The organism is Nocardia sp. NPDC049737, from assembly GCF_040674755.1.
Classification (GTDB): Bacteria; Actinomycetota; Actinomycetes; order Mycobacteriales; family Mycobacteriaceae; genus Nocardia.
In genome coordinates, this window is record NZ_JBFANH010000015.1 from 204059 (window position 1) to 220341 (window position 16283).

Below are 16283 nucleotides of genomic sequence, written 5' to 3' on the forward strand. Positions count from 1 at the left end.
CAATGACCTCGCATACCGGAACCTGCTACGTCGCGATCAACGCGGACACCGCCGCGATCCCCGACCTCGCGACCCTGACCGAATGCCTCGCCGCAGGCTTCGCTACCGTGCTCCGTCTCGGCGGCGAGTGCGCACCGCAAGCCGACGCCACTGCCGAAGCATCTCGATCGACACCGGTCTGATCCGGAGCGATCGAACCACGAGCGTATCGAGCAAGTGGACGGAATCTCCTGGGTACCGACGAAAGACTCTGGCAGCATGGGAAATCCGGGCCCAACGTGTGGCGGTGCGAGAGTTACCTGCCCACGGAGCAGCGACCCTCATCGGCCTGTGGGGCATCGCCCACCAAGGTGGGGTCGACCTGTCCGCGGCCCTGCTGGTTGCCGTCAGCCCGCCTGAGGGTGGGACCCTCTTGCCCCTCAGGCAGCAGCCCGTTGACCGAGGGAACGTCGCGAGCGCAGCGGCCGTCACGCTCGGGGCATCGGTCGCCGTGAGTGGTGACCTTCGGCCCTCGTCGCACAGGTATCCGCTCACAAGACTCGACATCGTACGAATACTGCGATCGGCAGGGGGCCTCATGAAGCCTGGCGACACCATAGTGATCGACCGCGCCGGCCTGGACCGCCTCGTAGAAGTCCTGCGCGAGGCGGAGTATCGCGTCATCGGTCCGCAGGAGCGCGACGGTGCGATCGTGCTGGACGACCTCACGTCCGGAGCGCAACTGCCCGCCGGGTGGAGCGTGGATACCTCGCCCGGACGGTATCGGCTGCGTCGCCGCGATGATGCGGCTGTCTTCGCGCATTCGGCCGGGCCCGGCTCGTGGAAGCAGTTCCTGCATCCGCCACACCGCAAGGTGTGGGAGATGGGACCTGACCTGATCGAGCAACGCGCCGAAGACTCCGCGCAACGGTTTGCGTTTCTCGGTGTGCGTGGGTGTGATCTCGCCGCGATCGCGATCCTGGGCCGCGTACTCGGCGGTGGGACATATCCCGACACCGGATACACCGGTCGCAACGCGGGCCTGTTCGTGGTCGCGGTGAACTGCACCGAGCCGGGAGGCGTGTGCTTCTGTGTCTCGATGGGCACAGGACCCGGCGTCTCCAAAGGATATGACCTCGCGCTCACCGAAACGATCGACGACGCCGGGCATCGCTTCCTGGTCGATGTCGGCAGCGAGACCGGAGCGGATGTGCTCGCGTACCTCGCCACGCGTCCCGCCGAAACCACTGACCTCACCACTGCCCGGACGGCGGTCGACGCTGCGGCCGGACGGATGGGACGGTCGATGCCGGACGCCGACCTGCCTACTGTGCTTCGCGAATCCCACGAGTCGCCGCAGTGGCAGGACGTGGCATCTCGGTGCCTCACATGTGGCAACTGCACGATGGTGTGCCCTACCTGTTTCTGCACCTCCGCCGAGGACGTCACCGATCTGACCGGCGACCACGCCGAACGCTGGGAACGCTGGGTGTCCTGCTTCGAACTGGATTACTCCTACCAGCACGGCGGCAGTGTCCGGCAGTCCGGCGAGAGCCGGTACCGGCAGTGGCTCACCCACAAGCTCGGCACCTGGCACGACCAGTTCGGCAGTTCCGGCTGCGTCGGCTGCGGACGCTGCATCGCTTGGTGCCCGGCCGGGATCGATATCACCGCCGAAATGACCGCGCTCGCCGAAGGGGGTGCCAGTGACCGCAGTTGACGAACTATCGCAGTTCGCTCAGCTGGCGTCACTGACCGACGCGGAACTCGCCGTACTCGCCGACGCCGGTCGCGACGTCAGCTTCCCGGCCGGGCGGCAGCTGATCACCGAGGGGCAATCGGCCGACCGGTGCTGGCTGATCCGCGACGGCCTGGTCAGGCTCGACGCGCACGTCCCGGGCCGCGGCGATATCGTCGTCCAAACGCTGGGCAGCGGAGACCTGCTGGGCTGGTCGTGGCTGATGCCGCCATACCGCTGGCATTTCGGTGCACACACGATCGAACCGGTACTCGCGATCGAATTCGATTCCGCTCGACTAACCGAGCTCGCCGACCTGGACCCGGTATTCGGCCGTGCCCTGAACCGCATGCTGCTCGAAGTGGTGCTGGAACGCCTGCAGGCCACCCGGGCACGGCTGCTCGATCTGTACCGAAATCCTGGCGACACCTCCACACCCTCACCGCTGAGCGGCATCGGCGACCGAGGAAACAGTCGATGAGCCGCCCCGGCGCGACGACGAGCGCCACCATCGCACGGGGTACACCGGCACCGGGCGACACCATGCTGCCCTACCGGGTCGTCGGCCGAATCCCACACAACCGCGACACCGTGACCCTCATGCTCGAACCGGTTCACCAGGCAGCGCAACGGTTTCGGGCCGGGCAGTTCATGATGCTCTACAGCTTCGGGGTCGGCGAGATCGCCATATCGATCAGCGGCAACCCGGCCGCCGACGACGACGTCCTCGAACACACGATCCGCGCCGTCGGCGCGATCAGCCGCGCGTTACACGACACGATGGTTGGTGGGTTGATCGGCGTGCGCGGGCCGTTCGGCAGCGGCTGGGACCCCGAATCCGCACGCGGGCGCGATCTTGTGATCGTCGGCGGCGGCGTCGGACTGGCGCCGCTGCGGCCGGTCGTACTCACTGCGCTCGCGGCTCGCGACCACTACCGGCGGATGGTGCTGATCACCGGTGCCCGGACCCCGACCGACATCCTGTTCCGAAACGACCAACAGCAGTGGGCCGCGAGCGATGACGTCGAATTACAGCAAACTGTCGATCATCCGGCAGCGGGCTGGACCGGCACGGTCGGCTTCGTCACCGAACCATTGACCAGGCTCACGCTGGATACCGGTCGCACAACAGCGTTCCTGTGCGGTCCGGAACCGATGATGCGATTCTGTGCGCAAACCTTGCTGCGCAAGGGAATCGCCGCAACCGACATCCGGATCGCGCTCGAACGCAACATGCAGTGCGGCGTCGCCCGCTGCGGGCACTGCCAACTCGGACCGCTGCTGCTGTGCCGCGATGGCCCGGTCGTCGACTACGCGACAGCCCAACCGCTGCTATCGATTCGGGAGCTGTGATGAACACTTCCCAGACGAAGACCCCGACCTTGGCGGTGTGGAAGTTCACCTCCTGCGACGGCTGCCAGCTGACCCTGCTCGACTGCGAGGACGAGCTGCTGAGCCTGGCCGGACGCCTGCACATCGCACATTTCACCGAGGCGACCAGCACGGTCGAACCCGGACCTTACGACGTGTCGCTGGTCGAAGGATCGGTCACCACGCCGGAGGAACAGCGCCGCATCATCGAGATCCGGGCGCAGTCACGGATTCTCGTCACCATCGGTGCCTGCGCAACGCACGGCGGCATCCAAGCACTGCGCAACTTCGCCGACGTCACCGAGTTCACCTCCGTGGTGTATGCCAGCCCACAATACATTTCGACGCTGGCCACCTCGACACCGATCTCGGCACACGTGCCGGTGGATTTCGAGTTGCGCGGCTGCCCGATCGACCGTCGCCAACTGCTGGACACGCTGTGCGCCTTCCTCGCCGGGCGCAAACCTGACCTGCCGAACACCAGCGTCTGCACCGAGTGCAAGCGCCGCGGTACCACATGTGTGACCGTCGCACACGGCATTCCGTGTCTGGGCCCGGTCACCCACGCCGGGTGCGGTGCGCTGTGCCCGGCCTTTCATCGCGGCTGCTACGGCTGCTTCGGCCCGATGGCGTCTCCGAATATCCGTGCGCTGCTACCGATTCTGAGTGTCAATGGCATGTCCACCGACGATATCGACCGAGTGTTTCACACTGTCGCGGCGGCCGCCCCGGCCTTCGCGGACAGGAGATCCGATGAGTCATCGCACTAGGCAGTTGCGAGTCAGTTCGCTTGCGCGAGTGGAGGGCGAAGGCGCGCTGCGGATCATCGTCGCCGACGGTGCCGTCGAACGGGCCGAACTGAACATCTACGAGCCGCCCCGCTTCTTCGAGGCGTTCCTGCGCGGCCGCGCCTACACCGAACCACCCGACATCACCTCCCGCATCTGCGGCATCTGCCCCGTCGCCTACCAGACCAGCGCCTGCAACGCACTCGAGCAGCTGTGCGGCGCCGAACTCGACCCACCCCTGGCGCGGCTGCGCCGCCTATTGTACTGCGGAGAGTGGATCTCCAGCCATTCCTTACACATCTACCTGCTGCACCTACCCGATATCCTCGGCTACCCCGACGCCATTACCCTCGCCGCCGATCATCGTGAGCTCGTCGAACGGGGCCTGGCGGTGAAGAAGGCCGGCAACGCCGTGCTCGAACTGATCGGCGGACGGTCCATCCATCCGATCAACGTGCGGGTCGGCGGCTTCTACTCGGTTCCATCCCCTATCGATTTCGCGCCACTAGCCGAACAGCTGCGCCGCGCCCTCGATGACGCCGTGCATACCGCCCGCTACGCTGGCGGCCTGGAATTTCCGGACGTCGAGCTGAACTACGACCTGCTCGCCGCCTCCGACCCGCACCGGTATGCGATCGAATCCGGAGATATCCACAGCAGTACCGGGCTCACCTTCTCCGCTGCCGAATTCCCCGACCACGTCGCCGAAGCTCAGGTTCCGCACTCCACCGCCCTGCATGCGACCCTCGACGGCCGCCGCTACCTCACCGGACCGTTGGCCCGGTACACACTCAACTCCACCCGGTTGTCGCCGCTAGCCCGTCAGGTTGCCACCGAGATCGGACTGGGCGGTGAATGCCGAAACCCCTTCCGCAGCATCCTGGTTCGCGCCGTCGAGGTCGTCTATGCCATCGAGGAGGCGCTACGGCTGATCGAAGACTACGAAACACCCCCGAGCGCATTCGTTCCCGTCGCCCCTCGGGCGGCTACCGGCCACGGAGTGAGTGAAGCACCACGGGGTCTGTTGTATCACCGCTACGACGTCGACGGTGAGGGCATCATCCGCTCCGCCGACATCGTTCCACCCACCTCGCAGAACCAGGCCGCCATCGAAGACGACCTGCGTCGCGTCGTCACAGACCACCTCGACCTCGACGACGCGGCGCTCACCGCACTGTGCGAACGCACCATCCGCAACTACGACCCATGCATCTCGTGCTCGGCGCACTTCCTCGCACTCGATGTGGTGCGCCGGTGACCGGGCCGCAGGCCGTCGTTATCGGCGTCGGGAACGAGTTCCGTCGCGACGATGGGATCGGCCCGGCCGTGGCCCGAGACATCGAAGCGCTGGACCTGCCCGGTGTTCTCGTCGCCTTTTGCGACGGCGAACCGACCGGACTGCTCGATGCCTGGGACGGCGCCGAGCTCGCCGTCGTCGTGGACGCCGTCGAGTGTGAACCGTCCACTCCGGGCCGCGCCTGGTGTACAACTGTCGAGGCCCTGCGTGAACTCACCACGGCCACCAGCTCCCACGCCCTCGGCATCCCCGACGCGGTGCCTCTCGGCCGCGCGCTCGGCCGCCTCCCCCACGAGCTTGTCGTCATCGCCGTGGAAGCAGCGACCCTCGACCTCGGTGTCGGCCTGTCCGGCCCCGTCGCGGCAGCGCGCCCACGGGTGGTTCAGGCGACCTTGACCGAGCTGGCGCGCGCCGGGATCGCAACCGGATAGTCCTCAGCCGCGGGAGGCCCGGTGCAGCAAACCGAACCCTTCCCCGCTTCTTGCGACCGTCATGAATCGATGACCGGCGCCCCGTGTTCCAGTGCCCATGGAGACCTGAGTCCCGCGGCTGGACCACACAACCGTCACATGCTCTTGGTCATCGCGACCGATGACGTTCGGCACCTCACAGCCGAGTCGGTCGGGCGAGATGCTTTGTTCGACAGTCCGATACACACCGACGCGAACATCGCGATCTAGGGGGCAGCGGAATGAGACATGATGCGGATCGGCACCAGTTGGCCTCGGCTGCAGTGGTGGTGGGGACCGATGGGTCCGCGACTGCCGATGCCGCCGTCCGATGGGCGGCCGAAACGGCGGCTCGGAAGGGGCGGCACCTGCTGATCGTGCACGGCCTCGACCTCGCGGTTACTCGCGCGGTCCTCGGAAGCCACCTCACCAGGATGTCCTCGGTCATCGAGGCGATGCGCGGCCATGGCGATCACATCCTCGCCGAGGCCCGTGCTCTTGCGTGCGATATCGCTCCCGATCGCAGCGTGGCCACCGAACTCTACGAAGCAAACCCGGCGAAGTCGCTGATCGCGCTCTCGGAAAGCGCGCACCTCGTTGTCCTCGGCGCCACTAGGAGCGTCAGCTCGCTCGCGCACCTCGGATCGACGTTGCTCGCGGTGGCCGGGCACGGCCACGGCGCGATCGTGGTCGTGCGGGGCACCAGAGAACCGCCTCATCGCGGCGGGCCGGTCGTGGTGGGCGCGGACGGCAGCTCGGTCGGGGAAGCCGCCCTTGGCGCGGCATTCGCCGAGGCGTCCGAGCGCAATGCCGAACTCGTCACCGTGCACACTTGGAGCGACCTGACTTTGGGCGAGTATGCCGGAAATTCATATCTCGAAATCCCCATCGTCGACCTCGAGATCGCCGAACACGCACTGCTAGCCGAGCGTCTCGCAGGTTGGCAGGAGAAATACCCTGACGTCACCGTAACCCGCAAGGTCTCCGTTACCGGGCCACGCGAACAGTTGGCGTACTGGTCGAAGTCCGCACAGTTGCTCGTCGTCGGCAGCCGCGGCCGCGGCGGATTCCGCGGTCTACTCCTCGGCTCGACCAGCAGCTGGCTCGTGCAGCATGCGGACTGTCCGGTCATGGTCGTGCACCCGAACTAGTTTCACACTCCAACACCAGCAAAGGTCATGATTCCGCGGTCGGGGTGACGGCGACGGTCGATCCGGCCCGACCGACCAACGGCATCCATTCGGGGGCCTTCGGCACTGTGCGACTGCGGCCGCCGTGGCCGAAGCTGAGTCATACGCCCGGGCAGAGGAGTCATCCTGTGTCCACGGTTGTGACGGTCACCCTGAATCCGACCGTGGACGTCGCCTTCGAGGGGGACCGGCTGATCAGCGAGGGCGGGAACCGCGCGCGGCGATGCTCGGTGAGCCGCGGCGGAGGTGGGATCAATGTCGCCCGATGTGTGGGCAGGCTGGGCGGTTCGGCGGTCGCATTACATACCGCCGGGCGGGAGGTCGGCGCGCGGCTGGATCGGTTACTCGACGAAGAAGGGCTCGACCACCGGCGTATCGAGGTCGGCTCCGACACCCGGGACGCCAATGTTCCGGCCGGTGACGATGTGCCCTCGAGAACGGGCGCAAATCCCATATCGAACGATATGGCGACGGACGACACTCGCGGTATGACCGATAGCAACCCCTCTTCAGTCCCGTCCGCGCCGGACCATCCGACCGTGTTGGCGGCCATGCGGCTGGCCAGCCGGGCGCCGTCGGTGCACAACACCCAGCCGTGGCGCTGGGAGTTCGACGGCACTCGGCTGCATCTGCGCCGCGACAACGACCGGCTGCTGAGCGCGGCGGACCCGCTCGGCAGGCAGTTGGTGATCAGCTGCGGTGCGATGCTGCACCATGTGCGCACCGCGTTCGCCGCGCAGGGTTGGCACACCGACACCACACGCCTGCCTGATCCGGAGCAACCCGATTACCTCGCGGTCATCGACTTCCGCGGGTGGCCCGACCCACCGGACAGTGTGCTCGCTCGCGCTCGCGCCATCGATCGGCGGCACACCGACCGGTTGCCGATGCTGCCGCCGAGAGACTGGCCGCAGTTGGTGCACACCGCGCGCATGCTGGTGACATTCCATGATCTGGAGCTGTCCGTCCTCGACGACAGCGTCCGCTCCCGACTCGCGGCGGCATCTGAGCAGGCCACCGCGATGCGTCGATACGATATGGAGTACCAGTCCGAATTGCGTTGGTGGGTTGGACATTCCAGCGGTCCGGAGGGCATTCCGCGCAACGCGCTGGTCTCCGATGCCGAATCCGCCCGCGTCAGTGTAGGACGCAAATACCCGTCCGCGCCGCATTCGGCCCGCCGCGACACGCTGGAGGACCAGTCGCGACTGCTGATGCTCAGCTCGATCACCGATTCCCAAATCGACTGGCTGTACACCGGCGAGGCGCTGTCCGCCCTACTACTCGAGTGCACCGCCGCCAAATTGGCGACCTGCGCACTGACCCATATCACCGAATTACCCACCGGCCGAAAGGCCCTCGCGAGCCTGCTCCCCCATCCAGGCGTGCCGCAAGTCGTGATCCGCATCGGCACAGCGCCCGACGACGAGGCCGAGACCCCGCCGACGCCGCGACGCCCCCTCGCTGACATCCTCACCATGCGCCACTGAGCCGCACCGCCCGCTCACCGATATCCTCACGACGTAACACCAGTAGGCCGAGACAACACCTGCCGCACGCGGCTGTGGCTGCGGCCCCCCAGCCGCAGCCCGTCCCAAATCAAACCTGCAGGCCCGAATTCCGCCACGGCGATGGATCACACTCCCGCGATGTCGCGGCGGTCGAAGACCGGCAGGGCGGCCACCAGAGCCACCGCACCCGCCAGCACCAGCCAGCCATATGCCGCAGGCAGCCCAGCACCGAGTGGCCCGCCCTCGATCGCCTGATGGAACGGCGACGCCGGTCCCCATGGCCGCACGGCCTCGACCAGTTTGCTCGCGACGTAGAGCACATACGCGCCGACCGCGAACACCGCCGTGACGGCAAGTGCCACAGACCGTTTACCGGTGGCAGCGCCGACAGCCACTGCGAGCCAGCCGAATTCGATGCCGAGCAGCACCATCGACAATGCTCCGGTCAGCGCGGCGCCGATTGCGATGTCCAAGCCGAAGATCGCCGAACACACCACGATCGCACCGAACAGCACAGCGCCCAGCGTGAACACGGCGGTCGCGAGCACGGCCGCCTGTTCGAGCGCCAAGCGCACGGGCGAGACCCTGGTCACCAAGAGCACCTCGAGTGTGCCGAGTTCCTCTTCGCCCGCGATCGCCCGCGCGCCACGGCCGATCGCGAAGACCAGGAATAGGATCGGCAGCAACATACTGAACAGTTCCGCGTTCAGGAAGCCGGTCCCGGTGCCGAAGGTGTCCAGATTGAACAGCTTGCGCAGCGGCTCGGGATAGTTCTGCAGAAACTCGCGCATGCCGGCCATATCCGAGATCGACGGCCACAACGCGCTTTCCATCAGCACGAGCGCGACGATCCCGATGCTCCAGCCGAGCAGCCCGCGCCGCTGATCACGCAGACTCTTCTGATAGACGTTGCGCAGCATGGTCTTTCACTCCTGTCCATAGTAGGCGAGGAAGACCTCTTCGAGATCCGGTTCATGGCTGACAATGTCGACCACGTCGTAGGGTGCGACGGCTTTGAGCAGTTCGGCGGTCGAACCGTCCACGTCGACGTGCACGGCGACGGCGCTTTGCTCGACCCGCCGCACGCCATCGATTCGGCGCAGTACGCCCAAGTCCGGGGGCTCGCCGGCGAAGGTGAGGTCGATGCGGTGGCGTGCCTGATTGGTCAGCTCGGCCACCGAGTGCTCGGCGATCACTCGTCCCTCCCGCAGGATGGCGACGGTGTCGGCGACGGCCTGCACCTCCGAGAGCACATGGGAGGACAGGAAGACCGTGCGTCCGGCGTCGCGGGCTTCGCGCACCATCGCGAGAAATTCGCGCTGTACCAAGGGATCCAACCCCTGCGTCGGCTCATCGAGCACCAGCACATCCGGCTCGGACATGAACGCCTGCACGATGCCGACCTTCTGCCGGTTGCCATGCGACATCGCGCCGATGCGGTCCGTCGGGTCCAGGTCAAGCCGCTTGACCAGCGCCTCACGCACCGCGGGATCGACGTCGCCGCGCAGGTTTGCTAGGTACTCGAGGTACTGCTGTGCGGTCAGATCGTGGTAGGCGACGAATTGCCCGGGCAGGTACCCGAGGCAGCGCTGGGCGGCCTCGCGTTCTCGGACCGTGTCCGCTCCCTGTACCCATGCAGTACCGCGAGTGGGGCGCATGAGTCCGACAAGGATCCGAATCGTGGTCGTCTTGCCCGCGCCGTTGGGTCCCAGGTAGCCGAAAACGACCCCGGCCGGGATCTGCAGCGTCACGTCGACCAGCGCGGGTTTGCGGCCGTAGTATTTCGTCAGCCCATCCATCCGAATCATCGGGGGCACCTTCCTTCGCGCAGGCGGCGAGACGCCGGTTATCTCGACTATCCGCTGGCATAGGCCCCTGCCCCAGAGCCCGAGGACCCGCTCACCGAGGACGTTCGTCCCCGCTCGCTACACGGCGCACGGCCACAGCCGTCACCTTGTGCTCCGGGGAACCGATCGGTCCATCGGTCTGCGCCAAGATCAGTTCGTTGACCGGGTCCTGCGGAAAGCGGACGGCGGTAAACGCCTGTCCCGGCGCGACCTCTCAACCTTCGGCCCTTGGATGGTGGCCGCGCGCCGGCGCGAGGCCACCTATCGCGCCGATCGAGACTCGATCGAGGTGGCCGGGCGGACGGTGATCCTGGGTGGACAACGGATTGGCCAACGGCGCGAGCATGTTCGCGGCCATCGAGGCGACCTGGGTGGGCGAGCCGAAGCGGATCGTTGTCGCGGTCCCGCCGCACCGGAGTCGACCTGCCGGGAACTCGGTGCCTCGATCGACGAAATGGTCTGCGCGACAATGCCTTCGCCGTTCCGCGCGGTCGGCGAATGGTTCTGGGACTTCACCCAGGTCACCGACGAGCAGGTGCGTACTCTGCTCGGCTTCTCGACCACCGGCGTCGCGCTCGTCGACACCGCGGCGACCATCGGCGCCGCCGCCATCGACGCACCCGACGGCCTCCCACACACTCGGGTGCTCGAGGAACTCATCGGCAAGGCCCGGTTCGTGCTGATCGGCGAAAGTTCGCAGGGCACACACGAGTTCTACCGGGCCCGCCCGGCGATCACCCGCTGGCTGACCGAGAAGAAGGGCTTCACCGCGGTCGCCGCCGAGGCGGACTGGCCCGATACATACCCGGGTGAACCAGTACGTGCACGGGCGCGGCAACGACACCAGCACCGAATAGGCGCTGCGCGGATTCGAACGATTCCCGACCTTGGTGTGGCGCAACACCGAGGCCCGCGAATTCGCCAACTGGCTGCGCGCGCACAACGCCGGTCACGGGCACGATCCCCGGAGATGTACCCGTCGGGTCTGTGACGAGCGACCGGTGCAGCATGTTCGCGATGAACGTGCCTAGTCGACGGCGGCAGATCTGCGGCCCGGCGATCTGCGCGACTGGGCCGCCATTCTCGCCTGGACCACCTTGATCGCCTCGTCACTCGGGCTGCCACACGCGACGGCCACCCCTGAGCCGCCGCGCACAGGCCCAAAGCAGTCTTACCCAGCCCGAGTCCGCGTATAGACCCCCAAACTGCTGCAAGCGGCAGGTGACCGTCACCCCTTGCGTACCACGATCATCGGGCAATCGACTGTATGTAGCAGGGCGTTGCTGGTGGAGCCGAGGACCATGCTTGCGAATCCGCCGCGGCCGTGGCTTCCGACGACTAGCAGTTGGGCATTTGCCGACTCTTCGAGCAGCGCTCGAACCGGCCTGTCCAGCTTCAGGATGCGTAGCACGGACACGTCCGGGTACCGGTCGCGATAGGCGCCCATATTCTCGGCCAGCAGCTCTTGCTCGGACTCACGCGCGGCCTCCCAGCCGGAATGCGGCAGATCGATGCCGCTGGCATCGCTCCAGGTATGTAGCGCCGTCAGTCCGACCTTGCGGCGCGATGCCTCCTCGAACGCGAGCTCGATGGCGGGCACGCTATTGGATGACCCGTCGACACCGACCAGGACGGGTTTACTCGCCGACACCGGATCGATGGCCGAATTCCCGTGGATAACGGCGACCGGGCAATGCGCGTGGTGGGTGACCGCAGTGCTGACCGAGCCGAGAAGTCCGCGGTGGAGCGCGCCGATCCCGCGGCTGCCGACTACCAGCATCCTGGCCTGCGCCGAATGCAGGATCAGGGTAGAGATGATCGATGCGAAGATCACCTCGGTGGCCAAGTCCAGCTCCTCGCCTGGGGCGGCCTGGTGTGCCACGCGGGTCGCTTCGGTGAGGATCCGCTCACCGTCGCGGCGCAACCAGTCGATGTCCGCCTCGTTCAAGGTCCGGTCGGGGCCGAAGTCGGGGACCGCCACCGAGGTGAGAAGGCGCAGCGGGCAGTGGTGCAGCGCGGCATCGACCGCCGCCCAGGCGACCGCCTGATATGAACTGGCCGAGCCGTCGACCGCCACAATTATCTCCGGCACTGTGGAATTGCCCATGGTCGTTCCCTTCATTGCCTGTCCTCTGTTATCGGGCGGTTGAGATTTCGCCATTGCTGGTCCCACTGCATCCGACGGCGACGCTCGAGCAGCCATACGGTGCCCTGTAGCAGCAGCCATGCGACCACCCAGGTGCCGCTCAGCACCACGACACCGACGCCGATGCCGGTCATCGCGGCGACATTGGACGGCTGTGGTGGGCCCGTCGGAGCGCCCTCGGGTCCCAGCCACACCGTCACGTGATCACCGATCGCGGCACTGCCACGCACCCGCACCGTCGCGGTACCGGGTCGGCCATCCCGGAGCCACTGCACCCGTGCCTCGAGCAGATGTGAAGACATCAGCTGGGGTTCCTCCGTGATCACCGCGCTGACAGCGGACTTCGCCGCGTTCTCGGTGCGGATCCGAGCGGCCGCGCCGGTATAGGCCGTCGTCCCAAGCGTTCCGGCAACCGGAATCGCGACGAGCACCGCGACGACGACTATGATCCGCAGCACGGCCTCGATCCGATCCAACGGCCGCAGTAGGGGATTCGGACGCCACAGTCGCAACCACCACACCCGCAGCAGCGGTGACCACGCGCCACGGACGGCGAACACCGAGTCCTCCGACAACACCAGTCACCTTCTTCCGGTGGCATTTGTCCTGACTCGAGCATCGCGCGTTGGCGCGTACGCGAGCAGAGAAGAAGGTCATCGCTCCCCAGGGTCCACCGACCTCGCTTTCTCGGCCGCCTGGTAGGCCGAAATCGCGCTCGGCAAGGTCGGGTACAGGTGGTCCACGCCGAGCTTCGCGGTCAGCCCGGCCGCATCCAGATCGACGCGCAGATCTGTCGCGGGCCGAGCGATCGGGCAGCAGTTTCAGCATTGCGCGGGGGTTGACCTGGTCGTGCCCCTACCCTGAGCGCCCCTGCGCTGCTTGCCGTCCACGATGGCATGAATTGTCTTTAGGCCCTGTGGTTGGGGACCAACGACAGCCGTGCCCGGCCAGTACGGATTCCTAATGTATGGGTAACCGGATCATCGGAAGTGAAGGGACACCGCGCTCATGGCCACCCCGAACAACGATGATCCGCACCGACTGACCTCGGCCGAAGTAGTCGTCGGCGTCGACGGTTCCGAAGCCTCCGACCTCGCCGTCCGCTGGGCCGCCGAAACGGCCTCACGCCGGCAACGCCGACTACGCATCGTGCACGGCCTCGATCTCTCCTCGATCAGGGCGGCGTTCAGTGCGCTACCCGGTGTGCTCGGGAAGATCCGCGGACGCGGCCAAGACTACGTGCTGATGGCCCAGCGCCTGGCCCATCGGGTCGACTCCACCCTGGCCGTGGAAACCGAAGTCTCCCAGGCAAATCCGGCCCAGCTGTTGATCCACCGATCCGAAGCCGCGCATCTTGTCGCGATCGGCGCGGCGGGCACCGCTGGTACGCTCACCCACCTCGGCTCCACCCTGCTCGCGGTGACCAACCACGGCCACGGCACCATCGTGGTACTCCGCGACACCGGTACCGAACAGCAGACCCGCGACGCCGGTCCCGTCGTCGTCGGCGTGGACGGGAGCCCGGTCAGCGAGGCCGCGATCGCGGTCGCGTTCGCCGAGGCGGACGAGCGTGAAAGCCAACTCGTCGCGGTCCATGCCTGCGGTGAGCTGTACCTCGACATCTTCACCCCATTCCCCAGCATCCGCTCCGACCGCGACATCGAGACCGCGGGACAGGCGCTCCTTGCCGGACAGCTGACGACGTGGCACGCGAAATATCCGGACATCCATGTCATCCGGAAGGTGTACCTATCCGGGCCTCGCCGACCGCTGCTCGACTGGTCGAAGTCCGCTCAACTTCTCGTGGTCGGCGGCCGGGGCCGGGGCGGATTCCGCGGGCTGCTGCTCGGCTCAACCAGCAACGCACTGGTGCAGACCGCGCAGTGCCCGGTCATGGTCGTCCACCCGGAGTAAGCCCCGCTCCGACAGGAAGGTAGCGACATCACATGTCTGCCAACGCCATCAACCCTCCCGTCATGGTCGGCATCGACGGCTCCGAAACCGCCGCCGCGGCCACCCGATGGGCCGCCGTCGACGCTGTCCACCACCGCGCACCTCTGCACATCGTGTACGGCATCGCCGCCCCGGTCGACTTCGGACCGAACATCGCTTTCCGTGATATCCACTAGGACATGTATCGGCAACAAGGTGCGGCCGCCGTCGCCGCGTCGAGTGAGTTCGCCACGGTGGCCGCCACACCGGTCGGTGACCTCGACATCACCACCTAGGTGGTCGAGGACCCACCGATCCCCGGCCTGATCGACCGCTCCAGCCGATGCCGCCGCTGTCGCGGCTCTGCACGCTGGGAGGCCCGATCAGGACGGCCTCTTCCGAAAAACCAGTGAGCACACCGAAAGGGGTTTGCGCCATGCCCGGATTCGCCGCACCCGCCGAGCTACGGGAAACCCATACCGGACTGGTTGTTCTGTACGGGGACCGGGCCTACAAGGTAAAGAAGGCCGTCCGCACCGACTTCCTCGATTTCAGCACGCCGCAACTGCGCGAGCACGCCTGTGTCAGGGAACTCGAATTGAATCGCCGCCTGGCTCCGGACGTATATCTCGGCCTGGCCCATCTCAGCGACCCCAGCGGCTCCCCCGCCGAGCCGCTGCTGGTCATGCGCCGCATGCCCGAAGACGGCCGTTTGTCCAACATCCTGGCCGACCAGGCTAAGAGCACAGCGGAGCTGTCGGCGCTGGCACAGATGCTGGCAAGCTTCCACGACAGGGCCCGTCGCGGACCGGAGATCGACGCGGAGGGCACCGCGGACGCACTGCGCCATCGGTGGCAGGTGCTGCTGGGCAGTCTTGCCGAACAGCGGGCAGACGTCGCCGATCCGGATCTCCTCGACCGGATCGACCGGCTCGCGATGCGCTACATCGACGGCCGAGAACCGTTGCTGAACAATAGGATCGCCGACGGGCACATCGTGGACGGGCACGGCGACCTGCAGGCCGAGGACATCTTCGAACTGGCCGACGGCTTCCGCATCCTGGATTGCCTGGACTTCGACGACCGGCTGCGTTACGTCGACCGCCTCGACGACCTCGCGTTCCTGGCCATGGATTTGGAGTTCCGCGGGCATACCGAACTGGGCGAGCGGCTGCTCGACGACTACCAGCGGATCACTGAGGATCCGGCGCCCGCCTCGTTGCGTGACCACTACGTTGCCTACCGGGCGCTCGTGCGAGCGAAGGTGGACGTCATCCGCTTCGGCCAGGGCGAGTCCACGGCCCGCGATCGTATGCACCGGCACCTGTGGCTCGCACTGCGCCATCTCGAGCGGGCCGCGGTTCGCCTGGTGCTGGTCGGCGGATCGCCCGGCACCGGGAAATCGACCGTTGCCGTGGAGCTTTCTGCGAGCACGGGAGCGGTCCTGCTCTCCAGTGATCATGTGCGCAAGCAGTTGCGTGGTACCGGTGAGGTCACCGGCTCGATCGGAACCTTCGGCGCCGGAACGTATTCCGCTGCAGGTAAAGCTCGTGTCTACACCGAACTACGGAGCAGAGCCCGAAAGCTGCTGGCCCTCGGCCGCTCAGTGATCCTGGACGCCAGCTGGATCGACGTCGACGAGCGGCAGCGTACCGCCACACTCGCGGCCGAGGCGAACGCCGACCTGCTGCAACTGCGGTGCCAATGCCCGCCCTCGGTGGCGGAGCGCCGCATCCGTCTGCGCGGCGACGGCGATTCCGACGCGACCACCCAGATCGCCGCCGACATGTCGGCCATCGCAGCGGTCTGGCCTCAGGCGCTACCCGTGGACACCAGTCTGATGCTTGCCGACACCACCGCCGTAGCACTTTGCGCGTGGCACAACATTATTCACACTGAAAGGCAAGGGGCTTCGGTCACCAATCAAGGGTCGAACTCCGACCCGCGATCACGAACACCGCCCTAGGCTGAGTGAATGCTGCATAGAGACACAGCGAAATGACCAGGGTGTTTCTAGTGGACGACCACCATATCG

General features: G+C 66.6%; 16 protein-coding genes and 1 pseudogene. 13 read left to right on the top strand and 4 right to left on the bottom strand.

The genetic code is table 11. The annotated features are described in order from the left end of the window. Window positions 1–2 precede the first annotated feature (2 nt). The 9 genes from AB0J47_RS21530 to AB0J47_RS21570 all read left to right on the top strand — a co-directional run bounded on the left by AB0J47_RS21530 (window position 3) and on the right by AB0J47_RS21570 (window position 8302). Complete coding sequence (locus tag AB0J47_RS21530; protein ID WP_364348505.1) at window positions 3–182, top strand: hypothetical protein; 180 nt, start codon at window positions 3–5, stop codon at window positions 180–182. 395 nt (window positions 183–577) lie between these two features. Next, a complete protein-coding gene (locus AB0J47_RS21535) occupies window positions 578–1699 on the top strand; it encodes a 4Fe-4S dicluster domain-containing protein (RefSeq protein ID WP_364348397.1) in 1122 nt (373 codons plus the stop codon). Continuing rightward, window positions 1686–2198: a cyclic nucleotide-binding domain-containing protein gene (locus AB0J47_RS21540; protein WP_364348400.1), complete on the top strand. Its 513-nt coding sequence runs from the start codon at window positions 1686–1688 to the stop codon at window positions 2196–2198. Before AB0J47_RS21535 ends, AB0J47_RS21540 begins: the two co-directional genes overlap by 14 nt. Window positions 2199–2260: 62 nt before the next feature. Then, a complete protein-coding gene (locus tag AB0J47_RS21545; protein WP_364348508.1) occupies window positions 2261–3070 on the top strand; it encodes an FAD/NAD(P)-binding protein in 810 nt (269 codons plus the stop codon). Beyond that, window positions 3070–3858 (top strand): oxidoreductase, encoded by a 789-nt coding sequence (locus tag AB0J47_RS21550; RefSeq protein ID WP_364348403.1) that lies wholly within the window; start codon window positions 3070–3072, stop codon window positions 3856–3858. The genes AB0J47_RS21545 and AB0J47_RS21550 overlap by 1 nt, the downstream gene beginning before the upstream one ends. Next, a complete protein-coding gene (locus tag AB0J47_RS21555) occupies window positions 3842–5134 on the top strand; it encodes a Ni/Fe hydrogenase subunit alpha (protein ID WP_364348406.1) in 1293 nt (430 codons plus the stop codon). Before AB0J47_RS21550 ends, AB0J47_RS21555 begins: the two co-directional genes overlap by 17 nt. Next, complete coding sequence (locus AB0J47_RS21560) at window positions 5131–5604, top strand: hydrogenase maturation protease (RefSeq protein WP_364348409.1); 474 nt, start codon at window positions 5131–5133, stop codon at window positions 5602–5604. The genes AB0J47_RS21555 and AB0J47_RS21560 overlap by 4 nt, the downstream gene beginning before the upstream one ends. A 260-nt stretch (window positions 5605–5864) precedes the next feature. Continuing rightward, the gene (locus tag AB0J47_RS21565) at window positions 5865–6773 is read left to right on the top strand and encodes a universal stress protein (RefSeq protein WP_364348412.1); all 909 of its coding nucleotides are present in this window, start codon (window positions 5865–5867) and stop codon (window positions 6771–6773) included. Window positions 6774–6940: 167 nt separating this feature from the next. Continuing rightward, on the top strand, window positions 6941–8302 hold the full coding sequence (locus AB0J47_RS21570; protein WP_364348415.1) for a PfkB family carbohydrate kinase: 1362 nt from the start codon (window positions 6941–6943) through the stop codon (window positions 8300–8302). A gap of 146 nt (window positions 8303–8448) precedes the next feature. On the opposite strand, the gene AB0J47_RS21575 is transcribed toward AB0J47_RS21570, so the two are convergent. Next, window positions 8449–9243, bottom strand: coding sequence for an ABC transporter permease subunit (locus tag AB0J47_RS21575; RefSeq protein WP_364348418.1), 795 nt, complete (start codon window positions 9241–9243; stop codon window positions 8449–8451). Between the two features lie 6 nt (window positions 9244–9249). After that, the gene (locus AB0J47_RS21580) at window positions 9250–10131 is read right to left on the bottom strand and encodes an ABC transporter ATP-binding protein (protein WP_364348421.1); all 882 of its coding nucleotides are present in this window, start codon (window positions 10129–10131) and stop codon (window positions 9250–9252) included. Between the two features lie 286 nt (window positions 10132–10417). Between AB0J47_RS21580 and AB0J47_RS21585 the strand changes: the two are divergent. Then, window positions 10418–11105, top strand: a pseudogene (locus AB0J47_RS21585) (erythromycin esterase family protein); the annotation flags it as partial. A gap of 293 nt (window positions 11106–11398) precedes the next feature. On the opposite strand, the gene AB0J47_RS21590 reads toward AB0J47_RS21585, so the two are convergent. Together AB0J47_RS21590 and AB0J47_RS21595 are read right to left on the bottom strand one after the other, a co-directional pair. Next, window positions 11399–12292 (bottom strand): universal stress protein, encoded by an 894-nt coding sequence (locus AB0J47_RS21590; RefSeq protein ID WP_364348424.1) that lies wholly within the window; start codon window positions 12290–12292, stop codon window positions 11399–11401. Further along, window positions 12289–12891: a hypothetical protein gene (locus AB0J47_RS21595; protein ID WP_364348427.1), complete on the bottom strand. Its 603-nt coding sequence runs from the start codon at window positions 12889–12891 to the stop codon at window positions 12289–12291. The genes AB0J47_RS21590 and AB0J47_RS21595 overlap by 4 nt, the downstream gene beginning before the upstream one ends. Window positions 12892–13324: 433 nt before the next feature. On the opposite strand from AB0J47_RS21595, the gene AB0J47_RS21600 reads away from it, so the two are divergent. The 3 genes from AB0J47_RS21600 (at window position 13325) to AB0J47_RS21610 (ending at window position 16214) form a co-directional block, all read left to right on the top strand. After that, window positions 13325–14230 carry a universal stress protein gene (locus tag AB0J47_RS21600; RefSeq protein WP_364348430.1) on the top strand — a complete coding sequence of 302 codons (906 nt, stop codon included), beginning with the start codon at window positions 13325–13327 and terminating at the stop codon, window positions 14228–14230. Between the two features lie 32 nt (window positions 14231–14262). Then, entirely contained in the window at window positions 14263–14445 is a 183-nt protein-coding gene (locus AB0J47_RS21605) for a universal stress protein (RefSeq protein WP_364348433.1), read from the top strand. 239 nt (window positions 14446–14684) lie between these two features. Continuing rightward, the gene (locus AB0J47_RS21610) at window positions 14685–16214 is read left to right on the top strand and encodes an AAA family ATPase (RefSeq protein ID WP_364348436.1); all 1530 of its coding nucleotides are present in this window, start codon (window positions 14685–14687) and stop codon (window positions 16212–16214) included. The last annotated feature ends 69 nt before the right edge of the window (window positions 16215–16283 follow it).

Coding starts and splice junctions, on each gene's coding strand:
- AB0J47_RS21530 (WP_364348505.1), top strand. CDS start 3: ATGACCTCGCATACCGGAACCTGCTACGTCGCGATCAACGCGGACACC.
- AB0J47_RS21535 (WP_364348397.1), top strand. CDS start 578: ATGAAGCCTGGCGACACCATAGTGATCGACCGCGCCGGCCTGGACCGC.
- AB0J47_RS21545 (WP_364348508.1), top strand. CDS start 2,261: ATGCTGCCCTACCGGGTCGTCGGCCGAATCCCACACAACCGCGACACC.
- AB0J47_RS21550 (WP_364348403.1), top strand. CDS start 3,070: ATGAACACTTCCCAGACGAAGACCCCGACCTTGGCGGTGTGGAAGTTC.
- AB0J47_RS21555 (WP_364348406.1), top strand. CDS start 3,842: ATGAGTCATCGCACTAGGCAGTTGCGAGTCAGTTCGCTTGCGCGAGTG.
- AB0J47_RS21565 (WP_364348412.1), top strand. CDS start 5,865: ATGAGACATGATGCGGATCGGCACCAGTTGGCCTCGGCTGCAGTGGTG.
- AB0J47_RS21575 (WP_364348418.1), bottom strand. CDS start 9,243: ATGCTGCGCAACGTCTATCAGAAGAGTCTGCGTGATCAGCGGCGCGGG.
- AB0J47_RS21580 (WP_364348421.1), bottom strand. CDS start 10,131: ATGATTCGGATGGATGGGCTGACGAAATACTACGGCCGCAAACCCGCG.
- AB0J47_RS21590 (WP_364348424.1), bottom strand. CDS start 12,292: ATGAAGGGAACGACCATGGGCAATTCCACAGTGCCGGAGATAATTGTG.
- AB0J47_RS21600 (WP_364348430.1), top strand. CDS start 13,325: ATGGCCACCCCGAACAACGATGATCCGCACCGACTGACCTCGGCCGAA.
- AB0J47_RS21605 (WP_364348433.1), top strand. CDS start 14,263: ATGTCTGCCAACGCCATCAACCCTCCCGTCATGGTCGGCATCGACGGC.
- AB0J47_RS21610 (WP_364348436.1), top strand. CDS start 14,685: ATGCCCGGATTCGCCGCACCCGCCGAGCTACGGGAAACCCATACCGGA.